The sequence below is a fragment of the Pseudomonas sp. B21-010 genome (genome assembly GCF_024749325.1).
Lineage (GTDB): Bacteria > Pseudomonadota > Gammaproteobacteria > Pseudomonadales > Pseudomonadaceae > Aquipseudomonas > Aquipseudomonas kilonensis.
Map to the genome: position 1 here is coordinate 2513872 of NZ_CP087198.1, position 25286 is coordinate 2539157.

At 59.4% G+C, this 25286-nt stretch carries 18 protein-coding genes; 13 read left to right on the forward strand and 5 right to left on the reverse strand.

The window, feature by feature from the left end; translation table 11 throughout:
- Positions 1-126: 126 nt before the first annotated feature.
- From LOY50_RS11260 to LOY50_RS11280, 5 genes are all read right to left on the reverse strand, one after another.
- The gene (locus tag LOY50_RS11260) at positions 127-1485 is read right to left on the reverse strand and encodes a hypothetical protein (protein ID WP_258690871.1); all 1359 of its coding nucleotides are present in this window, start codon (positions 1483-1485) and stop codon (positions 127-129) included.
- Complete coding sequence (locus LOY50_RS11265) at positions 1482-7790, reverse strand: AAA domain-containing protein (RefSeq protein ID WP_258690872.1); 6309 nt, start codon at positions 7788-7790, stop codon at positions 1482-1484. The genes LOY50_RS11260 and LOY50_RS11265 overlap by 4 nt, the downstream gene beginning before the upstream one ends.
- 16 nt (positions 7791-7806) lie before the next feature.
- The gene (locus LOY50_RS11270) at positions 7807-8451 is read right to left on the reverse strand and encodes a 4Fe-4S single cluster domain-containing protein (RefSeq protein ID WP_253473504.1); all 645 of its coding nucleotides are present in this window, start codon (positions 8449-8451) and stop codon (positions 7807-7809) included.
- A gap of 2 nt (positions 8452-8453) precedes the next feature.
- Positions 8454-10286, reverse strand: coding sequence for an AAA family ATPase (locus tag LOY50_RS11275; protein ID WP_253473507.1), 1833 nt, complete (start codon positions 10284-10286; stop codon positions 8454-8456).
- A gap of 504 nt (positions 10287-10790) precedes the next feature.
- On the reverse strand, positions 10791-11840 hold the full coding sequence (locus tag LOY50_RS11280) for a LacI family DNA-binding transcriptional regulator (protein WP_258690873.1): 1050 nt from the start codon (positions 11838-11840) through the stop codon (positions 10791-10793).
- A 162-nt stretch (positions 11841-12002) separates the two neighbouring features.
- Between LOY50_RS11280 and LOY50_RS11285 the strand changes: the two genes are divergently transcribed.
- From LOY50_RS11285 to LOY50_RS11345, 13 genes are all read left to right on the forward strand, one after another.
- A complete protein-coding gene (locus LOY50_RS11285; protein WP_258690874.1) occupies positions 12003-13091 on the forward strand; it encodes a fatty acid desaturase family protein in 1089 nt (362 codons plus the stop codon).
- A gap of 36 nt (positions 13092-13127) precedes the next feature.
- Positions 13128-13448, forward strand: coding sequence for a MocE family 2Fe-2S type ferredoxin (locus tag LOY50_RS11290; protein WP_018608132.1), 321 nt, complete (start codon positions 13128-13130; stop codon positions 13446-13448).
- An 18-nt stretch (positions 13449-13466) separates the two neighbouring features.
- Complete coding sequence (locus LOY50_RS11295) at positions 13467-14699, forward strand: NAD(P)/FAD-dependent oxidoreductase (RefSeq protein WP_258690875.1); 1233 nt, start codon at positions 13467-13469, stop codon at positions 14697-14699.
- Position 14700: 1 nt separating this feature from the next.
- Positions 14701-15549: a sugar phosphate isomerase/epimerase gene (locus LOY50_RS11300; protein ID WP_258690876.1), complete on the forward strand. Its 849-nt coding sequence runs from the start codon at positions 14701-14703 to the stop codon at positions 15547-15549.
- On the forward strand, positions 15546-15800 hold the full coding sequence (locus LOY50_RS11305; protein WP_258690877.1) for a hypothetical protein: 255 nt from the start codon (positions 15546-15548) through the stop codon (positions 15798-15800). Before LOY50_RS11300 ends, LOY50_RS11305 begins: the two co-directional genes overlap by 4 nt.
- Positions 15801-15950: 150 nt before the next feature.
- The gene (locus tag LOY50_RS11310; RefSeq protein ID WP_214509191.1) at positions 15951-16778 is read left to right on the forward strand and encodes a helix-turn-helix domain-containing protein; all 828 of its coding nucleotides are present in this window, start codon (positions 15951-15953) and stop codon (positions 16776-16778) included.
- 223 nt (positions 16779-17001) lie between these two features.
- On the forward strand, positions 17002-18546 hold the full coding sequence (locus LOY50_RS11315; RefSeq protein ID WP_258690878.1) for an ABC transporter substrate-binding protein: 1545 nt from the start codon (positions 17002-17004) through the stop codon (positions 18544-18546).
- Between the two features lie 168 nt (positions 18547-18714).
- Positions 18715-19731: an ABC transporter permease gene (locus tag LOY50_RS11320; RefSeq protein ID WP_046061801.1), complete on the forward strand. Its 1017-nt coding sequence runs from the start codon at positions 18715-18717 to the stop codon at positions 19729-19731.
- Entirely contained in the window at positions 19728-20612 is an 885-nt protein-coding gene (locus LOY50_RS11325) for an ABC transporter permease (protein ID WP_024616670.1), read from the forward strand. The genes LOY50_RS11320 and LOY50_RS11325 overlap by 4 nt, the downstream gene beginning before the upstream one ends.
- The gene (locus tag LOY50_RS11330) at positions 20612-21643 is read left to right on the forward strand and encodes an ABC transporter ATP-binding protein (protein ID WP_258690879.1); all 1032 of its coding nucleotides are present in this window, start codon (positions 20612-20614) and stop codon (positions 21641-21643) included. Before LOY50_RS11325 ends, LOY50_RS11330 begins: the two co-directional genes overlap by 1 nt.
- A 24-nt stretch (positions 21644-21667) precedes the next feature.
- A complete protein-coding gene (locus LOY50_RS11335) occupies positions 21668-22624 on the forward strand; it encodes an ABC transporter ATP-binding protein (RefSeq protein ID WP_253473529.1) in 957 nt (318 codons plus the stop codon).
- Positions 22625-22630: 6 nt separating this feature from the next.
- Positions 22631-23869: a serine hydrolase gene (locus tag LOY50_RS11340; protein ID WP_253473532.1), complete on the forward strand. Its 1239-nt coding sequence runs from the start codon at positions 22631-22633 to the stop codon at positions 23867-23869.
- A gap of 166 nt (positions 23870-24035) precedes the next feature.
- A complete protein-coding gene (locus LOY50_RS11345; RefSeq protein WP_024616674.1) occupies positions 24036-25217 on the forward strand; it encodes a hypothetical protein in 1182 nt (393 codons plus the stop codon).
- The last annotated feature ends 69 nt before the right edge of the window (positions 25218-25286 follow it).

A 25286-nucleotide genomic window follows, 5' to 3' on the forward strand; every position in this document is an offset into this window, starting at 1 on the left:
GGCTCAAGTGCCGCAACAGCGCCTTAAGGTGGTAGCTACAAGACCCAATGCAATCTCGTCGCGGCTCTGAGTTCCAGGCTGCAGAACATGTTGGCAATAGCTTGCGGTGAGGATGTAGTTAGCGGTTCATTTATGAAGTGTCTTTTGCTGACCAGCGATTGTTTCTACGTCCGGCTCGGACATATTCGTTTCTTTAAGTGGGACTTCACCTACCGAAAGCGCACGCTCGATGAGTAACTCGCTGCCCTTGTCTTTCAATAAGGCCTGAAGCCGCTGGAATTCGCCGCACCAGATGGTTTCAATGTCGCGATCCCGCGTCCTGTCGCGATCACTGCTGAGGGCTATGGCGCGAACCTGCAGACGGCCATTATCGGCTTTGCCACCCACTTCCACTCCGTAGCCGGGGGTAGCGGCCTTGCGCAGCACGACCTTGCCGGTTTCTGCCCAGGCAGTCGCCATGCCTTCGCGCACTTCGTAGCCGAGGCTGGCCAAGCCGCCGAGCACGGCTTCGCGGCGGGCGAGGGCGGCCTGGTCCTGTAAGTGGGAAGCGATAAGCGTTTTGCACTGCTCGATCAGTCCGGTCGTTACCGAGAGCTCGGTGTCGGTTGTACAAGCGCCAATATGACCGAGCAAGGTTGCGTGTTCGATGCCTGTGTAGGTTTTGACTTCGCTGGCCAGATCCTGCAGTTGTTCGAGACATTCGCGTTGGCGTCGGAAGTTTCGGGTGGACGCGGCGAGGTCGAGTACTAGGCTGTCGAGCAGCAGGTTGCGCCGCTTGGCATCGGTTTCCGTTTCAGCGCTTTCCAGTGCCAGGAGGAAGGGTGCGGCACGCTCAGTGCCTTGCAGCAGTTGCAGCTCCACGATGTGGCGGTCAATGCGTAGCAGCCGTACGTCGCGCGTTGCATCCGGTTTCCGGGCCGCAATCCATTGGCGCAGGGAAACTTCGGGTTCGTCGACCTTGAGTTGCTGCGCCAGGGCGCGTTGGGTATCGCTCAGGGTTGGCTTCTCGCTTGCCTTGCTCAAGTGGGCGAAACCCTCGGCCAGTAGACGTTCGGCATCTTCCCGACTGGCACCGCTGGCCAGTCGTGAGAGGGATTCCAGCAAGGCCTGGTCGACGCTTTCGGGGTCGGCTTGCAAAGCATCAAGCAGGGTTTCTGCGTTTTCCTGGACGCGTCGGTCGCGTTGGCGTCGTTCGGCGGCATGAATGATCGCGCGCTCTTCGCGGTCCTCCAAGTCACGGCGCAGGTGCTCGATCTCCACTGGCACGGCCTTCTGCAGTTCCGCCAATCGGTCTTCTGCCAGCAGGGCGCGAAGGCGAGCGTGTCGCTCCAGGGAGGCGGAGCGCTCCTGCTCACTGAGTTCGCCAAGCCTTGTGGCCTGTGTCTGCCAGCGGTCCACGGCGCGCTCCAGCCGTTGCAGGTGGCCTTCACAAATGGCGATGATTTCTTCGCGGGTAACAATGCGAACGACCTTGGGACCACTCATTGGCAGATTTCCGTATCAACTGAAGTAGGGCTGGGTTGCAGCGGCTGCTCGACTTGCATGGCGTGTTCGATTGCTTCACGCAGCCGTGAACGTTCGCTGTCGCCGCTGTGATACCAGGCTTGCGACGACACACGATGGATGTGCGGGATGGCGCGGTGCAGCACGGACGGGCGCCAAATTTCCCGGGCGCGGGCACGTTCCAGCAGATTATGGCAAGGCGCATCGCACTCGATGCCTATTGCGTACAGGCCCGTGCCTGGATTCTCGATGGCGAAGTCGAGACCGAAAGCGTCGCCTTCACTGGCGGGAGCGGCCTGCCATCCCAGGGAATGAATGAATTCACCGACCAGCCTGACAAAGCCATCACTTTGCTGACCTTGCTCACGATGCTGGCTGCTGCGGTCGGTCTGCAGGCGCTCCAGCAACTTGGTGCTGTTGCTGAACTCGCCCGAGGAGAGGGCGCGAGCATATTCCAGATAGCCTTGCAGATAGTCTCGCGGGCTGTTGGGGGCACGGTGCGTGTTGAGCATGTCGGAGATATCGGCGATCGGCATCGATGTGATCATCACCACCTTGCGTCGCGCGCGGGTCACCGCCACGTTCAGGCGTCGTTCGCCCCCCGTCTGCCCCAGTACGCCGAAGCTACGGCGGAATGTGCCTTGGCTATTGCGACCGAAGGTGGAGGAGAAGACGATGATATCGCGTTCATCCCCCTGCACGTTCTCCACGTTCTTGACGAACACCGACATGTCCTCGCCGTCTTCGCTGCGCTCACGCTCCTGGGCGTAGGCGGCGCGGAACAGTTCATCCTGCTCTGCACGCTGCTCCAAGTGCTCCTCGATGAGGTCGGCCTGCTTGCGGTTGAAGGTGACGACACCCACCGAGGGGCGCTGGTCGTAGGGCTCCTGCCACAATTCGCTCAGGTACTCGACGACCCGTTCGGCTTCCTGGGCGTTACTCTGGTTCTGATACAGCCCGCCGACCTGGATCAGCTCCAGCGGCTTGATGCGCTGGATGTTCGCCTGCGGGTGACGGACCGGAACGTTTAGGCGATTGCCATAGAACGAGGCGTTGGAAAAGCCGATCAGTTCACGGTAGGCCGAACGGTAGTGGATCTGCAATGTGGTGCTGGGCAGGGCGTTGCGCGCCAGCTGCAGCAGGTCGGGGCAATCCTTGATCTCACGACGGTTCCAGGTGTCTTCGAACGCTTCGCGCTGTTCCTCATCCGCGTCTTCATCAGGTTCGTCGCCGTCAAACACTTCGGCTTCGTCGCTTTCGATGCGACTGGAAAAGAATGCCGTCGGCGGCATTTGCTTCTCGTCGCCGCTGACAACAGTGACCTGGCCGCGGAACAGGGTTGGCAGGGCGAACTCAACCGGCATCTGTGAGGCTTCGTCGTAGATAACGGTATCGAACAGGCCTGCCTTGAGCGGCAGCACACGGCTGGCGACGTCCGGGTTCATCAACCACACCGGGCGTAGGCTCATCAGGCCTAAGTTACTGCCCAGTTCAATGAATTCGCGCAGGCGTCGTGAGCGTTTGCCAGTCAGGCGAGTGACATCCTCCCATTGTTTGCGGTTACCCAGGTGATCAAGGTTGATGGCTTTGGCCAGCAGCTCGCGATTGAGCAGCCGCATCTGCGCATCGGCTTGCGCGAGGCTGGCGACTTTGGCACGGGCTTCGTCCTGGCTGAACAGCAGTTCGGGATTGGTTTGCTCGACGCGGTGTTTCCAACCCAGTCGAGCTTCGCGGTTGAGCAGGCGCCGTACCGCGGCTTCAAGCTGCTCGGGCGCAATGTTGTCCAACTGTTCCTGGCGTTGGCGCAGCAATGCGAGCAGCTCCAGGTCGGCTGCTGTCAACTGAGCGGCGCGCCCGCGGAATGCCTGGTAGGCGGCCAGGAAGGGCAGCGCTTCATGCAGCCGATCAAGAGACAGTTGATTGCTCAGATTGTGCTCGATGGCGTGCTGCAGTTGCTGCACCAGTTCTTCGCCCAGCCAGTCGCCGAGTATCTTGAGTTGCTCGAGGCTGGATTGGCGAACGCCATGGCGCATCAGCGAAGCATCGAGCTCGCTGAGCAGCGCCTCGAGATGTTGTTTGTCGCCGGCGAGGGCGGCCTCGTCGGCCTGTCGGGCGCGAGGCGATTGCGCCAACGCCATGGCCAGCGCCTGGATTTCCAGCAGGTGGCGGATGTCGCTCTTCACGGAGCTGATCAATTCCAGGCAGGCTTGCTTACTCACAGCTTCCAGTTCCAACGCCTGGTGCAGGGTACTCAGCTCGGCGCGCAATGGTCGCCACTGGCTTTCAAGACGGATGGCTGCCTGTAGGGTTGGTAGTGCTTCAATAACACGGCTTTCCCCCTGGCCCTGAAGGAAGTTGCGCAGTCGTTTGCGCCGCAACAGATGCAGCGGGTTGATGTTCGCCAACCAGGACCGGGCTGCCATGACCTTGGTGCAGTCTTGATCCAGATGCCTGAGGGCCTTGTTTTCGAGCAGGCAGAGGGCCGGTGACAAGGCGGAGGCGTAGTGGTCCTGATCCAGTTGGTCGAGCTGCTGATCCAGTTGCTGTAGTTCGCCGAGAATCGACTCTCCCCGTGGGGGTTGGCCCGCTTCGCGGCTGCGGAAAAACGGTAGCCACCGCGCAAGGCGCAGACGTTGCTCTTGCTTCAGGTCGAGCAGGGCTGCGACATGGGCCGCTATCCAGTTACGGTACGGCGCCGGGTCGTCGATTTCAAAGCTGGCAGGGTGTGCTTGCAGCGTGGCCTGACGGTTGTGTTCGGCCTGGGTGAAACTGTGCAGATTGTCGGTGAAAGCCTGCAAAGTCGCCCGGTCGGCGGCGAACGACTGCAACTGGGCCAATGGACTGCCTTCGTAGCGTGCGGGTAACCACAGGCGAATCAGAGGGGCGCAGCTTTCCTCCAAACGGGTCAGGCTAGCGAGGTCCAGGGAGGCCAGGCGTTGGCGCAGGGCCGGAAACTCGAGCGGGGCCGGGCCGGATTCCAATTCAATCAACTCGCCGAGCAGCCTGCGATAACTGAGGCCGGTATTTTCATCCAGGCGATGCAGACTCTGGTGGAAGCGGTCGAGCTCGCCCTCCAGGGCCTCGATGCGGGCCGCGACCTGTTCGCGCTGGCGCTGCCAGCCCTGTGCCTGGTTGCCGTTCGTGAACAGGCTTTCCAGTTGTTCGCGAATACCGCGGATGACGGGCTCGCGGTCTCGGTTCACGTCATTGAGCATGACGATGCGTTGGCCGAGGCCTTCGGCGACCAGGCGTTTGTACACTACCTCCAGCGCCGCATGCTTCTGGCAGACGATGAGCAAGCTGCGCTGGCGGCCAATGGCGTCGGCGACCATGTTGACGATGGTCTGGCTCTTGCCGGTTCCGGGCGGCCCCTCGACCAGCAGTCCCGGGCTTTGTCGAGCCTGGATCACGGCCGCTTCCTGGGATGGATCGCTGGCCACGGTGAAGTAACGTTGCAGCTCGCCTGGCGGTGCCTCGTGCGCGGTTTCGGCGGTAGTCTTGAGGCGCAACGCCGTTTCCAGGCCGGTACCGGCGGGCGACAGGGTTTTCAGTTGGCGCAGGTCTTCACCGATGGCTTGCCCCATGAAGGTCACGTGAAACAGCACCGCCGCGCAGTCCAGCTCGTCTTGGTAGGGCGCGATCTCCACGGTGCTGGCGGGAAGGTTGCCAAGGGCGCGTGAGCGAATGGTGGCAAGCATGCCGAAGGCATCCATCACATCCGCTGCACGAATTGACGAGCGGCCCAGCAGTTCATCGGCGGTCTTGCGCCAGCGTTTGCAGGTCTCCGCGCCGAGCACGCTTTCCAGCGCGGGGTTGAGCCGAACTTCCTCACGCTCACTGTCGAACGCTAAGGCGGCGTGACCTCGAGCACCCAGCTCCAGCAGCAGTTTCACGGGCCACAGTAGGAGCGGGATGATCCGCGTACGCGTGGTGCCGCGAGGGTCGCGATTGAGCAGGAACGGGAAGCCCAGGTACAGACCGTCGATGCCGGTGTCGCGTTTGTACAGCGCGCTTTGCCGGTACAAGGCATGCAGGCGCGATTCCAGCTGGCCGTTGAGCTGAAAACTCTCCGGGTCGAGGTTCACTGCCCGGGCATTACGTTGCAACAGGTGATCGAGCAAAGCCGCAGCCGGGCTGCGCTCGCTGTTCAGTTCGTTGACGTCGATCCGTGCGGTGCTCTTGCCGATGCTCATACGCACCAGTGGTCCGCGCATCACTGCGGTCACCACCTTCTTCTCGAAGAAGTCGAGGATCTGTGAGACGTACTGCTGTTTCTGTGGTTCCAGCCAATGACTGGACGGAATGGCGAGCAACACCAGCGCCTGGGCCAACGGCATACGTCGCTCCAGACGGAACTGCTCGGCCCACTCGTCCACTGCCGGCACGCCACAACGGGCAAAGCCTTGGATGCGTTCATCGACACTGCGGTACAGCTCAAGCCGCGAATGGAATAGCAGTTGGGTCGCCGCTTCGGAGTCGAACCAACCGACATCGGCAGTCCTGGCCAACTCGGCGGCGGCCTCTACAATCGAGGCCCCCGAACGGAACTGACTGATCGCCGCGCTGAGCAGCACGATCAGATCTTCTTCGGCGATCACCCGGCGCTCCGACAGTGAGGTCAGTCCCGGATGGTCGGTGTCTGGAAACAGGCGTTGGCGCTCTTGCCATTGCGTGGACAGCTTCGCTCGCGAGGTCGATAGCAGGAATATCCGCAGTTGCTCTTCGACCAACTCGATGTGTTGGTGCAGGGCACGCTGACGTACGTTTTCGGCGCGGGATTTGAGACGCGACAACCAGTTGTCGGTCTGCAATTGCTCCAGCAGGTCCGGGACCGACCCGCTGATCAGGCGATAGCCTTCCAGTGGGTGCTCCAGTAGCCATCCTGGTGTGACGATGTCGCCACGATGAATCAACGGGATTTCCGGATTGAGGATTCTCAGCGCCAGCATGAGACGGAAGTCATCCTCGATCCCTTCGTGCTGGACGACCTGACGTAAGCCGGCAACCAGCGAAGGGGCGAGACCGACCTGTTCGGCCCACGTCACGATCACACCGCGCAGCAAATGGTCCAGGGCCTGTTGCCAGTTATCCGCCTGGGCAGCCGCCAGGGCGAATACGCCGGGCTTGTGGAGGCGGCGCTCGCCCAGCAGTAGGGTCGCGCCTTCACCTTCGTCCGTTTGCTGGACGGAAGAGGCCGGTGCCTCGACCGCAACGCCGTTGAGCCAGCCTTCGACCTGCGGCCATTGCCAGCGCTGATGACGGTCGCGTGCCAGCAGACCTCGCAGCAGCAGGTGCAGGCGCGGGTCAAGGTCGTCGGGGATCGGTACTCCGTTGGCCAGCACGTGAATAAGAAATGCATTGGCATTGATGCCGTCGAAGCAGGCGCCCTGGGTCAGTTGCTCGAGCAGGATCATGCCCAGGCTCCACCAGTCCGAGGCAGCCGCAACGCCGCCAGCGATGGCTTCGGGCGCCATGTAGCGGCTGGTTTCCAGTGGCGATACGATGTCCAGGTCGAACTCGGACAGGCGTGCCGAGCCGAAGCCGCTGATGACCAGGTCCAGCGGTTCGCGGGAACGTACCAGCAGGCTGGCCGGGCGCAGGTCACGATGGCGCAGGCCGGCCTCGTTGAAAGCATGCAGCGCCAGGCCCAGTTCGTTGACCACATGGCGCACGCTGTCGCTGTCGCGGATCACACTGCCAAGTTCTGCCAGGGTCCCGCCGGTGAGTTCTTCAATGACCTCATAGGCACGGTCATCCCAACGGCCGGTGGCAATGATTTCGGGTACGTGCTCGCGTGGCAGTCGGCGGATCACATCATAGATCGCCGGGTCCGGTTCGGCGCCGGGTCGATACAGGGTCAGGACTGCCTGTTGCGCGGTTTCTTCGTGCTTGGCGAGGTATCGTTCTCGCACGCCGTCGGTGCTGCTGATCTGACGGATCAACCGCCAACCATCGATCAGGGTCTGGTGGACTCCCTCTGGTTCGCTGCTGTCTGGCTGGGAGTCGTCGGCCGTTGCTTGTGCAGGTGAGCTGCCACATTCAAGGCACATCAGGTCGCCATCGACCATCGGGTGACCATTTTCGCAGAGCAGGTCGGGGGCATTTCCCTGAATCGAACTGACCGGCGGGAAGGTTTCCTCAGTGAAGACGGCTTGCGGCCGCCAACCGGCGGCATGGATGGGTTCGCCGGCGAGGTCCCAGCCGCAGGGTCGTTCCTGAATGAGCCCTTCGCAGAACATTTCCTGGAGGGCGCGTTCGGTTTTGCAGTTGGGGCAGAAACGTATCATGAGAGGTGTGCTCCAATCAGCGGCGTCGCGACGCGTGTGCGCTGATCTGTAAATGATGGCCCTGTTCATGCAGCAGGTCGCGTAAGCGCAATAGGTCGTCACGCCGTGGGATGCCGGCCATCCAGACGCTGCCACTTTCGTCAAACATCAGGTCGAGCGCCTTGTCGGTGGGTTCGAGCAGGCGTTCGTAATGACCCAGGCGTGCCCGGCCCAGTGGCGTGAGCAGGCTTAGGCGTTGATTGTCACTGCCGCGCAGGGCCATGGTCTGACTGAGTGCTTCGATATAGGGATCGCTGATCAAGGCATCTATCAAGCCCTTGGTCTGGAGCAACGGCGCGTCGAGTTGTTCCAGGGAGTAGCCACTGTAGACCAGGATGTCGAGCTCGCTGAGTCGACGCAGGCCTTCGAGCAGCGATCGCAGGGCGTCGAACTGGTCGAACGGTTCCCCTCCGGAAATGGTGATTCCTTCGGCCTCGTGCAGCCAGGGGGTTATCTGTTCAAGCAGTCGCTCCAGCGACAAGCGTCGGTGCCCGGGCCCCCAGGTATCGGCAGAGATGCAGCCTGGACAGCGGATGCTGCAGCCCTGGAACCAGATACCAATACGCCGCCCCGGGCCGAGGGTAGTGACCGGAAAATGCATGCGCGACAGGCTAAGGTCCATGTTTAGTGACGTTCCATCTTCAGCCCGGTGATGTCCAACTCGGTGATCGTGAAGTGCTCGCCCGGTTGCGCGTCCTGATCGAACAGCGCCCGCGACAGGGGATTGAGCAGGCGTGCTTCTAACTGGTTGCGGATGCCCCGGCCACCGTTGGACAGGTCCTGCAGACAGAGGTTGTGCAGTGCCTGGCGTGCCTGGGGGGCCAATTCGATAAACAGGTTCTGTCCCTGCAGGTCGTCGAAGGTGGCGTTGACCATCTGTTCGAAGATTTGCACTGCAACGCCTTCGCGAATGAAGTCGAAGACGATGATGTTCTCGCCGATTCGATTGAGGATTTCCGGCCGGTTGAGTACCAGCTTGAAATACCGATCGATCTCGCTGTGCACCTTGTCCTGGACTTGTTCGAAGGCTTCGCCCGGCAGGACGTTGGCAACGCGTTCGCCATTGTCGCCCTGGCGATAGATCCCCAGGTTGGAAGTGAACACGATCAGGGCCTCCGAAAAGTACACCCGATCACCGCGGCCTGACGTCAGCACTCCGTCGTCGAGGATCTGCAGGAACTTGTCGAGAATCCGTGGGTGGGCTTTTTCGATTTCATCGAATAACACCACGCTGAACGGTTTCTCGCGGATCGCATTGGTCAGCTCACCTCCAACGTCATAACCGACGTAGCCGGGCGGTGCGCCGATAAGGCGTTGATCGGCATGCTCGGCGCTGAACTCCGACATGTCGAAGCGGATGTATGCACTTTCGTCGCCGAACAGCAGGCTGGTAATCGTTTTGGCGAGTTCGGTCTTGCCCACGCCGGTTGGTCCCGCGAGAAAGGCTACGCCCCGTGGACGGTTGCCCTTGCGACTGGCGCCGACGCCAGTCATCGCACGCTTGACGATGTCGAGCATGTGCGTCACCGCATGCTCCTGGCCTTTGACCCGCTGGTGGACGAGCGCGTCCGCATGCCGGATACGCTGACGGTCGATCTTCAGCCATGGGTCCTCGGTAACACCGATCTTGTAGCGTCGCACCGCATCGGCAATCTGCTCCATGGCGACACCCTCGACCCGCGCCAGTTGCGCAATGGCGCTGAGATCGAGCAGCAGCAATCCCTCGGTGTTCTGGACGAAGGCTTCCACAGCCTGATGCATGACCACCTCACTGGCGCCCTGGCTGCCACTGAGCCCTTTGAGCAACGCCGGTGCCAATGCACGGCGTGACAATTGATCGGGTTTGGACACGGGAATGTGGCGCAGGCGCGGGTTGTCGACCAGCAACCAGTCGGGCAAATCACCTTCTTTTTCCACCAGCCATAGCAGGGTATTGAAGAACGGTTTACGCAGCTGTGTGGCCGGACGGCTGCGAGCCTGATGGGATTGCACCAGGGCCTGGGTGAAGAGCTGATGTTCCGCCGCGCTGAGGGAGTCGTTGCGAACCACTAGGCGTGAGGCGAAATCGATGATCAGCGCGATAGGTTCGCCAGCACGACCCACCAGCCGTGGCAGGGTGGCGCCCAGCAGATCGATCCCTGCGGGTGCTACGCCATTTACCGGAGTCAGGCCAAGTTCCTGAAGCAACGTCTGGCCGGCTTCAGGGGCGGAGCCGGGTTTGTCGACTGCCCGGAAACCGGACACGGGATCCCAGGCGATGACCTGGGTGTAGCCAGCATCGAGCAGGGCATTACAGAGGGTTTGGTTGAAGCTCTGCGCAGTCACCGTGCCGGGCGCCACTTCACTGGCCTGCAGGTCGCGGATGTTGCCTGACAGGACGAATTGGCTCTTCAGCGGCAAGAAGCGGAGAAGATCTCGTAGCCAACGTGGGCTTTCAAATATGGCAATCCCTGACATGTTTCAGCTCGTAACGTTGGGGCGGTACGGGCAGGGTATTGCTCAATGCGCCCATTTGCCAGTGCGCTGCTACGAAAAGTTGTGCTGAGAGAGCGCTTCTGAGGGGGTGCTCGTTCACAGGGGGCTTTATGCAACTTGTGAAAGTCCTCTACACACCCGGCAAGGGGAGGGGGTAGCCAGGGGCAAGGGTGTCGCGGGAGACTGCGAATCTGAAGGAGGCCCGAGACCAAATGCTGGTTTGACGAACAGGAAGCGGATTAGGCGGTGCGGCGGGGTAGGGTAGCCAAAATTGCCAAACCCCAATACTTGCACGGAACGCTGTGACGTAGCTCCGACAGGCATAAGCAGCAAAGATCGCGCGAATTACCCTGGAAGATCTTCCCGTTTGCCACTGTGCTACCGAGCGTCTAGGGGCGGGATTGAATGTGCAGAAGCTAGCTGAAGCTGTAGTAAATGGCGGTTAACCGCGCCATCAAGGGCCGAACAGGTTGTGCTGCCAGCCCATCAGCTTTGGGAATTCTCCGATGTCACAATTTGCAGCGGAATATGCACCCGGTGACGCACAGGATCGAACTGCTGCGCAGTCTGCAATTCCACCAGTAGATCCACCAGCGCCGTTGCAGTCTGGCGCGGCTGAGAATCGATCACCACGTCGACCAGACCCTGGGCCAGGGCTTGGCGTGACAGCTCGGTGGACTCCTGCAAAATGCAACACAGCGCCGGGCGCTTGGGCAGTTGCGCCAAGGCGTTGATAATCCCGTCGCCACCGCCGCCTACCACACACAACCCGCGCAAATCGTCATGCCGAACCAGCAGGTCGAGGGTTGCTTCTTCGGTGATGTCGCAGTTATCCAGATTGATCAGCGGCTCCAGTGGGCGCAAACCAGGTGCGTGTTCGGCCAAGTAGCTGTGCAAGCCTTCGACCCGCTCCTGGTGGCCAAGAAAGCGATGGCCACCGAGCAGAATGCCGATGCTGCCTTTGCGCGCGCCACAGGTGCGGGCCAGCAGCCACCCCATCGTGCGTCCGACTACCTGATTGTCCTGGCCGACATAGGGCTCGGCCGCCGCCTCATGAATGCCCGACAGCAATGCCACCACGGGCACTCCGGCATCGCGAATCTGGGCGAGGGCGGCGTTGATCAGCGGGTGGGCGAAGCTGACCACCGCCAGACCGTCGCACTGCACCGCCAACTGTTCGATCTGGGCGATGATGGCGCTGGGGGTGCGATCAAAAACGTATTCGAATTGGCAGGTCAGGTTGGCCCCGGCGTGGCGCTGCGCGGCCTCGGTGATGGCTTGGGCCAGGTTGGCGTAGAACGCCTGGGCGGTGCCCAGCAACAGGATGCCGAAACGGTACGTGGGGCGGCGTTCGAGAATGCGTTGGCCGATCAGCCGCGCGGCAAAATAGCCCACGGCTTCGGCGGCCTGAAGCACCTGTTCGGCAGTGGCTGGATTAACCGGGGCGCGAGCGTTGAGTACGCGGTCGACGGTGGCGACACTTAAGCCTGCGTGTTCGGCGACCGTGGCGATGGTGGGGCGTTTATTGTTACTCATGATGAACCTTCAAAGCGTCTTGATAGAAAACTATCAAGCCCCGCAGGAGCTGGATGATAGCTTGATAGGGAATGTATTCAAGACCTTGAGGGGGCCTTCCGCGCTCTCTATATTTTCTTACGCAAAGCACCTGACATCTCACGCTTGCGGAGAACAATAACAATGTCTCAAGACAACACAGCCTCTACTCGGGACTATCGCCTGACCGGCCCTGAAGCCGCCCGCGCGGCTGAAAAAGGCCTTGTATCGGCCAGTTGGTACCAGTCGCCCATCTCCCGTCAACGCATGAAGCAACTGATGCAGCGCCGCGACGGCCCGGCCTTGCTCGACACCGCCATCTGGCTGCTGACCCTGGTGATCACCGGCCTCGGCGGCTACTGGTTCTGGGGCACTTGGGCTTGTGTGCCGTTTTTCCTTGCGTATGGCGTTCTGTACGCCACCGCCTCCAACCCGCGCTGGCATGAAACCGTTCACGGCACCGCCTTCAAGACCCGCTGGATGAATGATGCGCTCTACCAGGTGGCGAGCTTCATGTGCATGTTCGAGCCCCATGTGTGGCGCTGGAGCCATGCCCGGCACCATACCGACACCATCGTCGTCGGCCGCGATCCGGAAATCGTCGAACCGCGTCCACCGAGCTTGTTCATGATGCTGCTGAGCCTGTTCCAGATCCCGTTGCTGCTGAAGACGATGGGAGGCGTGTGCCGGCACGCTGTTGGAAAAATGGGTGCCGAGGAACAGACGTTCATCCCTGAGTCCGAATGGTCCAAGGTGTTCCTGGCGGCCCGTATCTGGCTGGTGATTTACGCCGTTGTCTTTGGCGCGGCGCTTTACCTGCACAGCTGGTTGCCGCTGATGTATATCGGCCTGCCCATCCTGTATGGCGGCTGGTTGTCCTACCTGTTAGGCCTCACCCAACATGTGGGCCTGGCGGAAGATGTGCTGGACCACCGTAGCAATTGCCGCACCATCTATATGAACCGGGTACTGCGCTTTCTGTACATGAACATGAATTATCACCTTGAGCACCACATGTACCCGATGGTGCCGTACCACGCCCTGGCGCAACTCCATGAAGAGATCCGCCACGACTGCCCGCCGCCTTACGCCAACATAGGCGAGGCCTTCAAGGAAATCATTCCGACCCTCTTGAAGCAGCGCAAGGACCCGACGTATTTCGTGCGACGCCCCGTCGGTAGCTCAAGGCCTGCCACCGACGCTCATCCACAGGCTGAAGCCACGCTGGGCTGACACCTTCCGGCTGTATCCCGAACAAGAGAAAACGCCATGAACGATCAATGGATCGATGTATGCGCCGTGGGCGAAATCAATGAAGAAGACGTCATTCGCTTCGACCACGGGCCGCATACCTATGCCATCTACCGCTCTGCTGACAACGAGTTTTTTGCCACTGCTGGCCTGTGTACTCACGAGTCGATCCACCTGGCTGACGGCCTGGTGATGGACCATGTCATCGAGTGCCCCAAGCACAACGGGCGCTTTGACTATCGCACCGGCAAAGCCTTGGGGGCGCCAGTGTGCGTCAATCTCAAGACCTATCCGGTACGGGTCGACGCGGGACGGGTTCTGCTCGCCATTTCGGCTTGACCGCCAGGAGTGCACGCCATGAATGCTCCACTGATTATCGTCGGTGCCGGCCATGCCGGTGGCCGTGCTGCGCTGACCTTGCGCGAGCAGGGTTATACCGGTCGGCTGATCCTGATCGGCGATGAACTCCATTTGCCGTACGAGCGTCCTCCGCTGTCCAAGGGCTTGCTGCAGGGCACGATGGACCTGGACGATTGCAGCCTGTGGAGGGATAGCCGGCTCACTGGACTGAACATCGAACACCTGGCGGGCAACCCGGTAAAAAGCCTGGATCCGCAGCACCACCGCCTGCAATTGACCGACGGACGTTGGTTGCCCTACAGCCGATTACTGTTGGCGACCGGGGGGCGAGCGCGTCGCTTGTCCCTGGTGCCTGAACCTCTGGCCAACGTGCTTTACCTGCGTACCCATGACGAAGCCCTGGCCCTGCGCAGCGCATTGATGCCCGGCACGCGCCTGGTGATCATCGGCGGTGGCTTTATCGGCCTCGAAGTCGCGGCAACGGCCCGGACCCTGGGCTGTCAGGTGACGTTGCTGGAAGCCGGGCCACGACTGGCCGGGCGAGTATTGCCTGAAGCTGTGTCCCAGGCCTTGTTGGAATTGCATCGGCAACAGGGCGTTGATGTGCGGCTGAACGTAGCGCTTGAAAGGGTACAAGGCATTGAACGCGCTGAGGCGGTGCAACTGGTGGACGGCCAGGTGCTGCCCTGTGACTGGGTGGTGGTCGGTATCGGCATGCAACCCAACATCGAATTGGCCGCGGCGGCGGGGCTTGAGGTGGGCCAGGGTATTCGAGTCGATGCCCAGTTGCGCACCAGCGCGCCAGACATCTTTGCTGCCGGCGATGTGTGTGAGTTTCGCCTGCACGCCGACGCGTTATTCCAGCGCCAGGAAACCTGGCGCAATGCCGAGACCCAGGGCCGCCACGCGGCATTGAATCTGTTGGGCGGCGAGTTGCCGTTCGAGGGTGTTCCCGGCTTCTGGTCTGATCAGTACGACTGGGGCTTGCAGACAGTGGGCGTGATCTCAACGACGCCACCTTCGGCCGTTCGCACCCTGGCAGGCGGTGGTCTGCTGCTGTTCTACCTGGACACCGAGCAACGTTTGCAAGGCGCCTGCGGTTGGGGACAGGGCAACAGCGTTGCCAAGGACATCAAGTTGTGTGAACGGCTGATTGCCAACTTGACCCCACTCTCTGTGGACGCATTGGCCGACGCCGATGTGTCGCTCAAACATCTGCTGAGGCCCTGACATGCGTGAATTCCTGGTATTTCAGTCCCTGTGGGCCATGCAAGATCACCGTGGTCAATGCGATTTTTCCCTTGAGGCGCAGGTGGAGAAGATTGCCGCTGCTGGCTTCGATGGGATCACCGACCATTTCTGGATCGCGCCACAGGCCGAGCGCCTGCATGCCGCTGCCAAGGCGCAAGGCCTGCAAATCGAAGGTCAACTGTTTCCCCGCACCGTGAGTGACTTGGCGCAAGCGCTTGAGGTTGCCTCCCGCTACGGCTGCCACCACCTCACGTTGCAAGCCGACGTCCGGCCGCGCACGCTGGCACAGGCGATCACACTGATCGAAGGCTGGCAGCGTCTGGCCGAGCAGGTGGACTTTCCGATCCTGCTGGAAACCCACCGCTATCGTCTCACCAGTGACCTGTTGTTCACTCTCGATTTGCTCGCGCAGATGCCAGACCTCAAGTTGTTGGCTGACTTGTCCCATTACGTCGTGGGCCGCGAATTACCTGAGTCGGCCGCGGCCGAAGACGACGAACAGATTCACACCATCCTACGACACAGTTGGGGTTTTCATGGGCGGGTCGCTAATAGCGAGCAGGTCCAGGTGCCCTTGACCTTCGCCCAGCATCGTCCCTGGTTGGACCGGTTTCTGGGCTGGTGGCGCTACGGAATCAAGGATTGGCTGGCGCGACCGAACACACCCGCAAGCCTGTCCTTCACCTGCGAGCTTGGCCCGCCACCCTATGCGATCACAGGGAGTGATGGGCGCGATATAACGGATCGCTGGGGCGAGGCGCTGATGCTGAAGGAGTTGATGCGTGGTGTTTGGGATGAGTGTCAGGCGGGGCGCGGATCTAAGGCATGATTGGTTACTGTTCTGTAACTCGCCAAGAAAAAGAAACCCCTTGGATTTCAACGAGTCGGTCACCAGATGCGAGTCTCGTTTCCCACTCCAAGATTCAGAAAAAAGCCACTCAGATGAGTGGCTTTTTTTTGCCTGAAGTTTATGTGCTGAGGCGTGAGCCGTCTCTCGTCTATCGTGCACTCTCGAATATCGAACCAAAAATTTGCTACCGACGTAATTTTCTGGAGCGCCAGGAAACACTGCATGCGTGAGTATTGTTGAACATTCCCCCACCCAGGCGCTATGGTCGGGCTTAATGCTCACGTCGATCACGAGGCGGCGAAGCCAAGCTTCTGAAAACCGTGATCCAAGCGACGTTTAGTCCAGCGTGTTGTCAATGGTGGCGTTAGGAATACTGTTAAATGCTGAGTTCCAATTCACCTCGGTCGGCGCAAGACTTCAGTCAAAACTTGCGCCTTCTCTGCGGGTACTACAAGTCGGTGGCGATGGTCTGCCGCTCCCTCGATATCAATCGCCAGCAGTTCAACAAATACTTGGGGGCGCAGGCGACTCCCTCACTGTTCACCCTTCGCAAGATATGCGCTTTTTTCGGGGTGGATGAGGATGAAATATTCTCCGACCATGAGTCGTTCCGCGCTTTGCTCAACAGGCAGCGCACGGCGCGAGAGCCGGACAGTGCTGTACCAACCGATTTTTTTCCAAGCTCCGCGCAGGAACTGTCGAAGTACCAGGGTTACTACTTTGTCTATTTGATGTCGCCCTCCGGATCAGGGGAGGTGATCAAGTCGATTACCCGCTTGACCCGTTCCGGCAACAAAATCCTGAGTAAAACGTACGAGCGAGTGAGACTGGGTGATGACCAACTGAAGAGTTTCGGCATCAATAAATATCGTGGGTTCTGCTTTGCCTCATCCGATCTGATTTACATCGTCGAGCACGAATACCTATCGTCTCGGGGCTACATCTGGTCGGCGCTTTACCCCTCCTATCGCAGTCGCTTCCGCTTTCTCAACGGCTTGGTGCTCGGCGTGTCGGGCGACAATTTTCGACGTCCTTTTGGTGCGCAGATTGTGTTTGAGTACCTCGGTGAATCGATCGATCTGCGTAACGCGCTTTCCAGTTGCAGCTGCTTCCCGATTGATGCCCCTGAGATACCCAGCGAGGTGAGGGCGCGGCTGCTGATTCGCCCATCCGAGGGTGAGTTCAACCTCGTTCCGCCGTTGTTCTAACCCCGCTTTAAAAATAGACGCCAGGTGACGCTTTCAAGCGTCATCTGGCGTTTTTTTCTTAGCGCTCGCGAAATTGAGCTGGCGGTGCGGCAGATCAATAATGAGCCACACCGCTCAATAGGCAGTTTCACGAACGGCCAAACACGTCGTTCATTCCAGCTGGATTAACGCCTGCTCGTGCAAGTGACCCGCTGCGCCCATCATAAAAATAAGAGGAACATCGATGAACTTCAAAAGAACCTTGATGGCAGGGTTGATGGCGCTTTCCATTACTGCGCCGTTGACCAGTGGCTTGGTGTGTGCGGCAAACAATACCTTGGTTGTCGCTGATCGAGCCTCTTTCAAGGATTGGGATCCAGCCTCGGCGTTTTCGGAAGAGGTGCGGGTGCTGGGCAATATCTACGAGACGCTTCTGGTCTATAACGCTCCGGGCAGTACCGAGGAGTTTTCCCCTGGGCTCGCCACGTCCTGGGAAAGCAGCGACAACGGCAAGACTTGGACCTTCAAGCTGCGGCACGGCGTTAAGTTTCATGACGGTTCGGCGTTCAACGCCGCAGCGGTCAAAAAATCCATCGACTACGTCAAAGCGCTAAAACAAGGCGCTGCGTATGTATGGAAAGCCCTGGATTCCGTCGAGATCGTAGCTGACGACACGGTAGTGCTCAAGTTCCAGAATCCCACTCCGGCCAATCTGATCGCGGCAGGTCAATACGCTGCTTATATCATTGCCCCGGCGGCGGTGGATAAGGGGCATGACTGGATGATGGCTCCCAACGCTATCGGTACCGGTCCCTATAAGCTTGGGCAGGTCGAACAGGGCCAGCAAGTGGTGCTCGAACGTTTCGATGGCTACTGGGGAGGCTGGAAAGAAGGGCAATTTGATCGCGTCATCGTGAAGGTCGTGTCCGAAGCGTCCACCCGCACCCAGATGATAAAAAATGGCGAGGCTGGCGTTGCCTGGGATATCCCCCTTGATCAGCTCAAGGTATTGGGAGAGAACCCTTCCATCAAGGTCAGTACCGCGCCTTCGTGGAAGAACTTCCAGTTCTTGATCAATACCCAGAAGTACCCTACGGATAACTTGGCATTTCGTCAGGCGCTGCAATACCTTTGGGACTATGAAGGTGTCACCAACGATATTTTGCACGGCTACGGCAGTGTGTCCAAGGGGCCTTTACCCACCAGTATCTGGGGGCATGCCAGCGTGCCTATGGCTTCTTACAATCTGGATAAAGCCCGCCAATTATTGGAAGCCTCTGGCGTACCCAAACAGGACTGGAAGGTCTCGATGCAGTACATCAGTGGCATCTATGCAAACGCCGCTGAGCTGTTCCAGGCGACGGCGTCTCAGGTTGGCGTAGAAGTGGAGTTACGTCCCGGCGAGTGGGGTGTGATCTGGGATAAGGCCAAGAAGCTGGACACCGCTCCCAACCTGCAATCCATGGCTTGGTGGCCCACATATCCGACACCCAGCGATTGGCTTTTCAGCGAGTTCCATTCAGAGAAAACCACGCTATTCAATCTGTCTCATTACAGCAACCCAGGCTTCGACCAGTTGATCGAGGAGGCGGTGGCGTTAGAAGGCAGTGATCGGGCTCAGTCCACTGAAAAGTACCAGCAGGCCCAGCAGCTACTGGCCAAGGACGCTCCTGCGATCTGGTACGCGGACGTGCAGCAGATACGTGTTTCCCGCAAAGACATCAAGGGCATGGAAAAGAGCCTGAATCCCGCTTATGAGGCAATTCTCTACTACAACTTGAATCGCTGAATGCTGAGTTGTTTGTGATGAAGTTGTAGGTGTAGGCCTGATTTACCTTGTAGACCGACAGTCGGTTGATTCGCCCGGTTACTCCTCAAGAGCTAATTTTCTTTTGAGGGCTTTGTGCTGGGCGTAAGAAGTCAGGGCCAAGTTTATTAGCCACAAAAGGTAGTATAAATGGCGAAGTATATAGCCCAGCGATTGATAGTGATGTTCTTCATTCTTCTGGGCGTGTTGACCATCACCTTCGTTCTGAGCCGAGCTCTTCCCGGATCCCCGGTAGAGATGATGCTGGGGAACCACCCCACGGCGGAGCAGATTGCCGTCGCGCGAGAAAAACTGGGGTTGGATAAACCTCTGCCGATCCAATACTTCAATTACATCGGCGATCTTCTCCAGGGTGATTTTGGCACCAGTTTGCGCACCGGGCGGCCGGTGGCGGAGGAGGTCATCAGGCGGGTAGGCGCGACGTTTGAACTTACATTCCTTGCAATGTTCTGGGTGGTGCTGCTCGGGGTGCCAATCGGCGTCATCTCGGCGGCCCGGCAGAACTCAGTGGTCGACAACGTGGCACGAGCGGGGTCCATCGCCGGGACGGCATTTCCCGTTTTCATCTTGGCCATGGGGTTGCAGTTGCTGTTCTACGGCAAGCTCAATTGGTTGCCCCTGCAAGGACGTATCGATGCTTCCATTCTTCTCGATAGCCCCTTTGAGCGAGTGACCGGTTTTTACCTGATCGACACGCTGCTGGCCGGCAATTTCGTAGCACTGTGGAGCGCCATCAAACACCTGACGCTGCCCGTGCTCACCCTGGTGGTCGTGACCTTGGCCACTGTCACCCGGATCACCCGCAACATGATGGTCGAGGTGCTCTCCGAGGAGTACATCCGTACGGCGGTTTCTTACGGTGTACCCAAGTGGCGTATCCATTACGCCTATGCCCTGAAGGCGACAATGATTCCGCTCCTGACAGTGGTGGGCCTGACCTTCGGTTATTTGCTCGGCGGTGCGGTAGTCGTTGAGTTCGTTTTCGATTGGCCCGGCCTGGGCGGCTTCGTGGTGTTTTCGATTGCCCAGAATGATTTCCCCGCTGTGATGGGGGCCACCCTGGTGCTGGCCACGACGTATCTGTCGATCAACCTGATTGTTGATCTCTTGTATCACCTTGTTGATCCGAGGCTGCGAGTCCAATGAGTATCCAAGACGTATCCCTGTCCATGCCCTCGCGAGCCCCATCATGGCGCATCAAGGCCCTGGCTTTTGCCTGCGATAACAAGTTGTTTGTATTTGGCGCGCTGTTATTGCTGCTGATCATCCTGGCGGCCATCTTCGCCCCCTGGCTTGCGCCTTATGAACCCAACAAAATTGTCTTTTCCCAAAAATTAATGGCACCCAACTGGGCACACTGGATGGGCACCGACGAGTTTGGTCGCGACATTCTTTCACGGGTGCTTTATGGCGCACGCACCTCGCTGATCATCGGAGTGAGCGTGACGCTGATCGCGATGCTGATCGGAATTCCGATTGGGCTTGTTTCCGGTTACTTCGGTGGTCGAATTGATACGCTGCTGATGCGTGTCTCGGACGTGTTCCTGGCCTTTCCACCGCTGTTGTTGCCGATCGCTATCACCGCTGCGCTGGGGTCGGGATTGGCCAACGCCATGTTAGCGCTCGCCGTCTCCTGGTTCCCTTGGTACGCGAGGATCATGCGCGGTGCGGTAGTACGGGTTCGTTCAGAAACCTATATCCATGCCGCTCGCTCCATGGGTGTCAGTCATTTCCGTATCTTGCTTCGCCATGTCCTGCCCAATGCCACCACGCCTGTGATCGTGCAGGGCTCCATGGACTTTGGTTACACCATTCTCGCCGCTGCCTCGCTGAGCTTTATCGGGCTGGGGGCCAAGCCGCCCATGGTCGAATGGGGGTTGATGGCCGCGGCGTCGCGCTCGCAATTGCTCGAAAATCCCTGGACGGTGCTGTTCCCCGGCGTCGCGATTTTTGTCCTGGTACTGGCCGTCAACCTGGTGGGTGACGGGCTGCGCGATGTGCTCGATCCAAAGAAGGGGACGCGCTGATGATCAACGAATCCTTGCAACCGTCTACTCCCGAACATCTCGCTGCTTCGAATAACGACGCAGCTCAAGAGTTAGTGCTGGAAGTGGAAGGGCTGACGGTGTCCTTCCCTGGTTTGTTCAAGACCGTAAAGGCCGTACGCGGCATCGACCTCAAGGTCAGGCGCGGCGAGATCCTTGGATTGGTCGGGGAGTCGGGCTCGGGCAAGTCCATGACGGCCATGTCCTGCCTTGGATTGATGCCTGAGGCCGCTCGGCTGGGCGGCAGTGTCAAGGTCGCCGGACAGCAGGTCAACGGTGCGTCGGCATCGCAGTTAGCGGATTTGCGCGGCGGTGGCGCGGCGATGATCTTCCAGAATCCGATGAAGGCGCTGAACCCGTTCTTCACGGTCGGCCGGCAGATGTTCGATGTCATCGGCTGCCATCGGCAACTGAACAAGACGCAAATCCGCGCCGAGGCGCTGAGCTCGCTGGAAGCGGTGAGCATGCCCGATCCTTTTCTGGCGCTAGCCAAGTATCCGCACCAGATGTCTGGCGGCCAGTTGCAGCGAGTGGTGATTGCCATGGCGTTGGCCTGTCGACCGAAACTGCTGATCGCTGATGAGCCGACCACCGCGCTGGACGTCACGGTGCAGGCGCAGATCATCGCCTTGCTGCGCAAGCTGGCGAAGGAGCAGGACCTGGCGATTCTGTTTATCACCCACAACCTTGGGGTAGTGGCTTCGCTCTGTGATCGAGTAGCGGTGATGTACGCCGGCGAAGTGGTGGAGAGCGGTCCGGTGGGCCAAGTGTTCAAGCGACCAGCACACCCCTACACCCTGAAACTGATGGGCACCGTGCCAAAGTTGGGGCAGGGGGCTCAGCCCCTGGGCTTCATCCCTGGGCAGGTGCCGAACATGGCGGCTCCCCCGCCTGGGTGTGCCTTCAACCCGCGTTGTGAGCGCGCCACCGGGCGATGCGTCCAGGCTGCGCCGAGGGTGGAGATCGGCGAGGAACACTGGGCGGCTTGCCACAACACGTTGGTCAAGGTGTGAGGCTTCTTTGAAAGGTAAACGGCTATGAATAACAACAAACAGCCCGCACTGCTGAGCGTCACTCAGTTGCACAAGACCTACGCCAGCCGCGACGGCCTGGTGACCGCCATCGACCACATCAACCTGGAGGTGCAGGCCGGTGAGACGGTCGCGCTGGTGGGGGAGTCCGGTTGTGGCAAAAGTACGGTTGCCGCGACCTTGCTCGGTCTGCTGCCAGCTGACAGTGGGCAAATTCTGGTCGAAGGTCGGCCGCTGCCTACTGATGCCAGGGCGCGGGGCAGAAGCTTGAGCATGGTGTTCCAGAATCCCTACGCTTCGCTGAATCCGAAAATGACAATCAAGGCGATTGTTGCCGAGCCGCTGAAGGTTGCCTTTGGTTTGCGCGGTAGCGCCTTGCGCGCGCGCATCCTCTCGCTGTTGGGAAATGTTGGAATGGGCGAGGAACACATGGAGCGCTATCCCCATGAATTCTCCGGTGGCCAGTTGCAGCGTATCGCTATTGCCCGGGCCCTGGCGCTCGAGTCAAGACTGCTGATCCTCGATGAGCCTACGGCGGCGCTCGACGTGTCGGTCCAGGCCCAAGTGCTGCAATTGCTCAAGACGCTGCAGACCGATAATGGCCTGAGCTACCTGTTCATCAGCCACGATCTTGCGACGGTCGAATACCTGGCGCAGCAGGTGCTGGTGATGTATTTGGGGCGCATCGTCGAGGCCGGGACTGTGGGGCAGGTGTTCGGTCGACCGCGCCATCCCTACACCCGTGCGCTGCTCAATTCAGTGCCCTCCATCGATCCTGATCGTCGTGATCAGTTGCAAATCCTCAGCGGCGAGATCCCCAGCCCCTTGAACCGGCCTACCGGGTGCCACTTCGCGCCCCGTTGCCCGAGGGTCAGTGAGCGTTGTCGCCGAGAGGTGCCAGCCGAGACCCAGGATCATGGCCACCGTTTTTCTTGCCACCACCCTCTGAACGATGAGAGCTGAACCCCTATGTACAATAAAAATGACATGACCGCTCCTGGCATTGGTTATCAGGATTTAAGGCTGATGCAGGGCTATCCGCCGCCCCGGGAAAAGCAAGTCCGTCAGCACAACTGGGACAGTCCACCCTATAACCGCTGGTCGTTCCAGCACATGAGCCAGCTGTTTCCGGTGGCTGCTATTCATCGTGGTCCCGGGCCGGTCAGCGAACTCAAGCGCAACGAGCGTTCACTGGACGACGTACATTTCCAGCGGATCGACGGCAGGCAAACCGATCTGGCGACCTTCCTGACCGATAGCTACACCGATGGTTTCTTGGTGCTTCATCAGGGCAAGGTGGTTTCCGAGCAGTATTTCAATGGTATGCAGCCGCACACGTTGCATCTGTTGCAATCGGTATCCAAGACCATCGTCGGCAGCCTGGTCGGCAGGTTGATAGGCCAGGGCAGAATCGATCCCCAAGCGCACGTCAGCCACTATGTGCCCGAGCTTTCGGCAAGCGGCTATGGCGATGCCCGGGTACAGGATCTGCTGGATATGCGCACGGGCGTGAGATTCAGGGAGGACTACACCGATCCGGATGCTGAATTCATCCAGTTGGATATCGCCTCGGGTTGGCGTGAACGGGGAGAGCGAGAGTCTCCTGACAGCATTTATGGTTTGTTGAAGTCGCTGAGTAAAGACCGTGAGCATGGTCAGTTCTTTGAGTATCGCTCGGTGGACACCGACATGTTGGCCTGGGTCTGTGAGCGGGCCTGCGGCGAGCGGCTCCCCGTTTTATTGAGTCGGGAGATCTGGTCAAGACTGGGGGCAGAGCAAGACGCGAATATCACCCTCGATTGTGTTGGAACTGCATTGGCCGATGGCGGGATGAGCGCCACGCTGCGTGATCTCGGGCGTTTTGCCCAGATGTATTTGCAGGGTGGACATTTCAATTGCCAGCAGATCGTCCCAGAGACGTTTGTGCGTGCATGCGGACGTGGTTCCACACCCGCTTTCGAAGTCCTCTACGGCTACTACACCAAGAGCTTTCCGACTGCGGCTTACAGCAATCAGTGCTGGGTATTGGACAGTGAACAGGGCACCTACTCGGCGCGCGGAGTATTTGGTCAGAGTATCTATTGGGATCCGGCTGCTGAAGTGGCGATCGTAAAACTTTCCAGTTGGCCTGACTTTATCAATCCAGAATGGACGTTGGACACCTTCCGTGCTTGTGCCGCTGTGGTTGAAGAACTTCAGCGCAACTGACGCCGAAGTTTAAACGACTGCGGCTTCTCAAACACCGTTTAGCCCGCTAGCACCTGGACGCTGTTCCAGCCTCAGTCTCGGCGGGTCATACCTATTTCATCCAGACCGCGCTTTGCCGTGGCCGGGATGGTTGTTGCCAAAAATAAAACTTAAAGACGGAGCGACCATGAACTTGAACACCACCCGGGCCTTGCGCTCATTGATCCCGCTGGCGCTGTCGTACGCGCTGTCCACGCCTGCGATGGCGGTACAGGTCACTGACAATCTCAATCTTGGTGGCGCGGTCCGGGCGCGTTGGGACTATGACCCGGATCGCGACATCCAGAAGTTCAACTTCGATACCGTGATCCTCTCCGCCAAGTACAACTCTGATACTTGGATCGGCGAGGCCAAGTACCGTTTCTACGGACGAGCCTACCCTTACCAGTACACAGAAAACGTAGGTGACGTCCAGTTCGCCGAGTTCGCCTGGATCGGCTACAAGTTCAACCCTGACCAACAAATCCAGGTCGGTCTGAACCAGGTGCCGTTTGGTTTGCAGCCGTATTTTGGCAGCACGTTCTATCAAACCCTGGGCAACGTCGTGGGACTGGAAGACCTGGAAGAACTTGGCGCCAAGTACATCCAGCAAAGCGGTGACTGGAATATCCAGGCCGGTTACTACGTTCGCCCTGCCTCGCAGGGCAAAGGCACCAGCAAGGGCGAAACCTACTCCAGCGTTGTCTCCGAAGCGGACAGCTATGTCATCGACGGCAGCAACAACCAGGAACGCAACACCGTGGTACTGCGGGTGGCCAAGGCGATGGACTTGGGGCCGTGGAAGTCCGAAGTCGGGATTTCTGGCCTGACCTCGTCCCTGGAGAACCGCGACACCAACAACGACGGCCGGCGCAATGCCGTGGCGGTGCACTACATCGGTAAAAACGGGCCATGGGGCGTGCAACTGCAAGCTGCGCGACAGCAGATGTCCCCGCGCAACCCCGGCACTGATGAACTGGTGACTTTCGGCGGTTACGACGCCACTTACAACGTCGCCAGTCGCGGCAACTTGTACGTGGCGGATGTGAGCTACGACGTTGGTGGCAAGTACCTGTTCGATCAGATCAGCGGTGTGCAGCTGTACGCCAACTACAGCGCCTTCGATAAATCCGCAGACGACTTCAAGACCTCGCAACGGATGATTTTCGGCACTTCGTTCTCGTTCAGCAAATTGTGGATCGCCACGGAATGGTTGTACGGCAAGAATGATCCGGTCATCGGTGGCAGCAGCCTCACCCAGAGTCTGGGGGCTGGTGGTAGTGATCAGTGGGAAAACCAGCTGTACATGAATATCGGCTATTACTTCTGATTTGGATTTTTTGGGCAACTTACGGATGTTCGCGTAGACCAAATGGCGGGGCTGGGAATCATACCTCTG